Source organism: Methylobacterium symbioticum, from assembly GCF_902141845.1.
Classification (GTDB): domain Bacteria; phylum Pseudomonadota; class Alphaproteobacteria; order Rhizobiales; family Beijerinckiaceae; genus Methylobacterium; species Methylobacterium symbioticum.
On sequence record NZ_CABFPH010000192.1, the window covers coordinates 1 to 4,739 of the forward strand.

The 4,739-nt window shown below is 68.6% G+C and carries 5 protein-coding genes; 3 read left to right on the top strand and 2 right to left on the bottom strand.

Going from position 1 to position 4,739, the window contains the following annotated elements:
- Both MET9862_RS28410 and MET9862_RS28415 read right to left on the bottom strand, forming a co-directional pair.
- On the bottom strand, positions 1-812 hold an 812-nt coding region (locus MET9862_RS28410), incomplete at its 3' end, for a type VI secretion system ImpA family N-terminal domain-containing protein (protein ID WP_185157044.1).
- Between the two features lie 13 nt (positions 813-825).
- On the bottom strand, positions 826-1,371 hold the full coding sequence (locus tag MET9862_RS28415; protein WP_142586237.1) for an OmpA family protein: 546 nt from the start codon (positions 1,369-1,371) through the stop codon (positions 826-828).
- Between the two features lie 144 nt (positions 1,372-1,515).
- Between MET9862_RS28415 and MET9862_RS28420 the strand changes: the two genes are divergently transcribed.
- The 3 genes from MET9862_RS28420 to MET9862_RS28430 all read left to right on the top strand — a co-directional run.
- Positions 1,516-3,315, top strand: a complete 1,800-nt coding sequence (locus MET9862_RS28420) for a type VI secretion system Vgr family protein (RefSeq protein ID WP_280179006.1) — start codon at positions 1,516-1,518, stop codon at positions 3,313-3,315.
- 10 nt (positions 3,316-3,325) lie between these two features.
- Positions 3,326-3,880 (top strand): DUF6931 family protein, encoded by a 555-nt coding sequence (locus tag MET9862_RS28425; protein WP_142586239.1) that lies wholly within the window; start codon positions 3,326-3,328, stop codon positions 3,878-3,880.
- Between the two features lie 190 nt (positions 3,881-4,070).
- On the top strand, positions 4,071-4,739 hold a 669-nt coding region (locus MET9862_RS28430), incomplete at its 3' end, for a type VI secretion system-associated FHA domain protein (RefSeq protein WP_142586240.1).

The window sequence follows — 4,739 nt, forward strand, 5'->3', positions numbered from 1 at the left end:
CGGGCAGCGACTAGCAGGCTGTTGAAGAAGTCCGTGGCGTGGCCGAGCTGGGCGTGATTCACTCTTTCCTGAAAGCGCTTGGGGAAGGCGGATGCGGGGCTCAGCCGCTCGAGGACCACGGCGTTGCCGTAGCCCGCCCGCGCCAGGGTGAGCGCGCCGATCCGGTCGGCGGCCTCGGCGATCGTCGCGAGCGCCTCCTGGATCGGCTTCAGCGCCTCCGGCTCGGCCTCGGCCAGGACGCGCTCGATCGCGCCGCGGTCCGGGCCCGGGTCGCCGTTGCGCGGCGGCACCTCGCCATCGGCCACCATGACGGTGCGGAAGCTGATCGGCCCGTGCCGCCGGCTCTGGACCAGCGGGACGTGCTGGAGCGGCAGGACGACGGTCGGCACGTCGTCGAGGGCGTGGAGCACCGCCGCGCGCAGGTCGTAGCTCCCGTCCTCGCCGCGCGGATGCACTGCCTCCCACTGGGTCTCCAAGAGTCCCGCAACGGCCACGAGCACCTGCCCGAACCCGCGCAGGTCGCGGTCGAGCATCGCCAGCCGCGCGAGCAGCGTCAGGAGCCTCAGGTCGCGCGTCCGGTCGAGCAGGGCGAGGAGCCGCTTCGACTCGCGCCCGAAATCGATCGTGGAGCGGTCGAAGACCTGCTGGTTGCCCTCGTCGTCCCGGCTGAAGAAGGCCGAGGGAAGCTGGGCCTCGACATGCGCGAGGCCGTTGAGGAAGTCGAGGTCGGCCGCCTCGTCGAGATCCTCGCCGCAGGGCAGGTCCGCGCCGAGCGGCTCGACCAGTCGGGTCGCGTCGAGATCGAGCGCCACGGTGCGCGGAGGCCTAGTCGGTCTTCAGGCGCGTCTCGACCCGCCGGTTCTGGCTGGAGAGCGGGTCCTGAACCAGCGGCTTCTGCTTGCCGTAGCCCTTCGCCTCGATCCGCGCATCCGAGACGCCGTGCGTCTTCAGGAAATCGACCACGGAGCGCGCCCGCCGCATCGAGAGATCGAGGTTGAAGGCGTCGCTGCCCATCCCGTCCGTATGCCCCTCGACCACGAACTGGGCGTTGGACAGGGCCGGATCGTTGAGGGCGCGCGCGAACTCGTCGAGGTTCTGGCGGGCGGCCGGGGTGAGGTTGGCCGAGTTGTAGTCGAAGTTCACCCGCAGGTCGAAGCCGTCGACCGGTTTGGAGCGGTCCTGGACCGCCTTCCCGCACTCGCTCTCGGTGCCGATGCAGAGCGCCCGGGTCCCGCCGAGCCCGGGCTGAGTCGCGGGCGCGAAATGCGCGACGATGTCCGACGCCTTGTAGGCAGGGTCGGCCTGCGCGCCGGTCGCTGCGGCGAGGGCGAGCGGCGCGAGAAAGGCGAAGTGCCGGACCGAGTGTCTCATGAGGATAGATCTTGACAACGGCAATGGCGGGTTGACGATTCTCGGATCGCGCGAGAAATGATCTAGCGCGAACAGAGTCGGAAAGCTAGCGCGGATCAGATTGTGGCCGACGGCAATTACACAGGCTCCTCGCAGCAAGGTCGTGTGGCTGAACTTGTCACATCGGCAGGGCGTGACAAGTTTGTCCTTGTCCATTTCGAGGCCGACGAAGGCTTGAGTACACTGTTCGAGTACAGAATCGATACGCTGTGCGACGATCAGAATTTCAACTTTGACAGTGTGCTTGGCAAGAACGCTCACGTTCGATTTCGGTCCTACGATGGGATCGACCGTTACTACAGCGGCATCGTCGTCGATGCGCAGTGGACCGGCGTTCAGCAGGATGCCAACGCCTATCGGCTGACCCTGCGGCCCTGGCTGTGGCTGCTCGGGCGGCGTGCCGATTGCCGCATCTTCAAGGACAAATCCGTCATCGACATCGTCGAGGATGTGTTCAAGAAGGCTGGATTCAGTGATTTCGAAGTCAAGGCGAATCGCGGTGATTATGACAAGATCGAATATTGCGTGCAATATCGTGAGAGTGACCTGAATTTCGTCAATCGTCTGCTTGAGGAATGGGGAATCTATACGTTCCATGAGCACAGTGCGGGCAAGCACAAGCTGGTGCTCGCCGATTCGCGCTCGTGCCACCGTCCGGTCAAGGCGGGCGGCGGCACCATCCCGTTCATCCCGGTCGCCGGCCAGGACCGGCGCGAGCGCGAGCATCTCTCGGCCTGGCGCTCGGCCCGCAATGTCCGCACGGGGACCTTCGCCACGAACGACTTCGACTACATGAAGCCCGCGGCCAATCTGAAGGCCGATGCCCGCGGCTCCGAACGCTACGAGAAGGCGAGCTTCGAGGCCTACGATTTCCCGGGCCGCTACACCGAGCAGGGCCTCGGCAAGAAGCGCGCGAAGGTGCGGCTTGAGGCGGACCAGGCGCTCGATCACCGTCGCGGCGCCGTCGGGGATGCGGCGAGCCTGTTTCCGGGCAGCCTCGTGACCATCCAGAAGCACCCCGCCGACGACGGCCAGTACCTCGTCGTCTCGGCGCGCCACGTCATCAGCCCGGAGGCCTACCGCAGCGGCGCCGGCGCGGATCCGGGTGACGTCTACAAGGGCATCTACGAGTTGCAGCCCGTCGACCGCCCCTACCGCGCGCCCCTCGTCACCCCCCGGCCGCAGGTCCACGGTCCGCAGACCGCCATCGTCACCACGCGCAAGGGCAAGGAGAGCGAGGAGATCGACGTCGACGAGGAGGGGCGCATCTTCGTGCAGTTCCACTGGAACCGGGACAAGGACAAGATCTCGCGGCCCGTGCGCGTGGCGCAGATGTGGTCCGGCAAGTCCTGGGGCTTCCAGGTCATCCCGCGGGTCGGGCAGGAGGTCGTGGTGCAGTTCCTCGAGGGTGATCCCGACCAGCCGCTCGTGGTCGGGACGGTCTACAACAAGGACTATCCCTATCCCTTCAAGCTCCCCGACGAGAAGACGGTCTCCGGCATCAAGTCGGATTCGACCAAAGGCCACGGCGGCTACAACCAGCTCACCTTCGACGACAAGAAGTCTTCTGAGAAGATCAATCTCCGGGCCGAGAAGGACCTCGATTCCGTTGTCCGCCATGCCGAGACGCGCGAGATCGGCGTCGCCTTCGAGACGCCCAGCGGCTCGCCCTCGCGCTCGACGGTGATCAAGAACGGGGACGACAGCTTCAAGGTCGAGAGCGGCAACTGGAAGTCGGTCGTCGCCCAGGAGGTCCACATCAAGGCAGGAACGAAGGTCGTGATCGAGTGCGGCACGAGCAAGATCACCATGGATCCGGCCTCGATCACCATCGAGGCCGGCAAGATCACGCTGCAGGGGACGGCGCTGATCGAGGAGAAGGCGCCCCTCATCACCCTCAACTGAGGGGCCTCCTGTGACGGGAACCCGCTTCAGCACCGCCCGGGACCTCTACGCCGCGTTCCCGAGCACGGAGCGCGACATCCATGCGGGCCCGACCGACGAGCCGCCGCTGATCTTCCTGCAGCGGCTGCGGCAGAGCGAGACGCCGGAGGACGCCGTCAGCTTCCTGGCCTACGCCCTCGGACGGCGCGAGGGGGTCTGGTGGGCGGCCCAGAGCGTGCGCCTGCTCTGCCGGATCGCGATCGGGCAGGAGGACGGGCCGCTCCAGGCCGCCGAATCCTGGGTCCGCGACCCGGACGACCTGCGCCAGCGCGAGGCCTTGCGCCTCGGCATGACGGGCAACCACCGCCTGGCCACGCCCTGGGTGGCGCTCGCGGCGGGCTGGTCCGGGGGCAATGTCGGTCCGAGCGCGCAGGCGGTGGTCCAGGCGACGCCGGAGATGACCCCGAAGGCGGTGCGCACCGCGATCCTCGTGGCCCTGGCCACGGTGAGCGCCCGCGACCGCGCGAGCCGGCTCCAGGCCTGCATCGACATCGGCGTGCCGCTGATGCGCCGGGCGGAGGGGTGAGCGACCGGCGCGCGACGCCGCGGCCGGTATTTTCCCCGCCGAGCCAAGGGCTTGACGGAGATCCCGGTGGAGACCCAAGACTCGTGTCCGGCGCCTCCCGGGCGCACCGGCCCGTGGCCTCAGCCGGGGTGCCGGAGCGCGGCATCCGGGCGTGCGCCCGGGTTCTGCCGGGGTTCTGCCAGAGAGACGGATGATGACGCTCACTCTGACGATCGAGAACTTCACCGTCCTGCCCGATGCGGGCCCGCTGAGCATCAGCCTGTCGGGGCGGCGCGGCATCGATATCGGCCGCGACCAGTATCTCGACTGGACATTGCCCGATCCCGACCGGGTGATCTCGGGCAAGCATGCCGAGATCCGCCATCGCGACGGGGGCTACTGGCTGCAGGACGTGTCCCGCAACGGCACCTTCCTGAACCGCAATCCGCAGCGCCTGCAGGAGGCCTGCCGGCTCAAGGACGGGGACCGGATCCAGATCGGCCAGTACGTCATCCTGGTTCAGATCGCGGGTGCGGCGGCCCCGGCGGAGGCGCCGCCGGCCCTGCCGCCGGCCGACCCGCGCGATTACTGGGACCTGCCCGGCGAGGCGCCGCCGGTTCCGAGCCACAGCCTGAGGCCGGCCTCGGCGCTGCGCCCGGTTCGGCCGGATTTCATCGACTGGGCGGTCGACATGCCGGGCCATCCCGGCCCGGCCGGCTCCCCCCGGCCCGAGCCGCCGCGGGAGATGGACTGGGCGCGGGCGGCACCCCCCACTCCCCCGCCTCCCACCGCGCCGATGCCGACGCCGCGTCGGCCCGCCGAGACGCCGCACGCCTTCGATCCGCCCTTGGGCGCGCCACCGCCTTTCGCCGCGCCACCC

Excerpts from the sequence above, each read along its gene's own strand:
- MET9862_RS28415 (WP_142586237.1), bottom strand. The coding sequence starts at position 1,371 with ATGAGACACTCGGTCCGGCACTTCGCCTTTCTCGCGCCGCTCGCCCTC.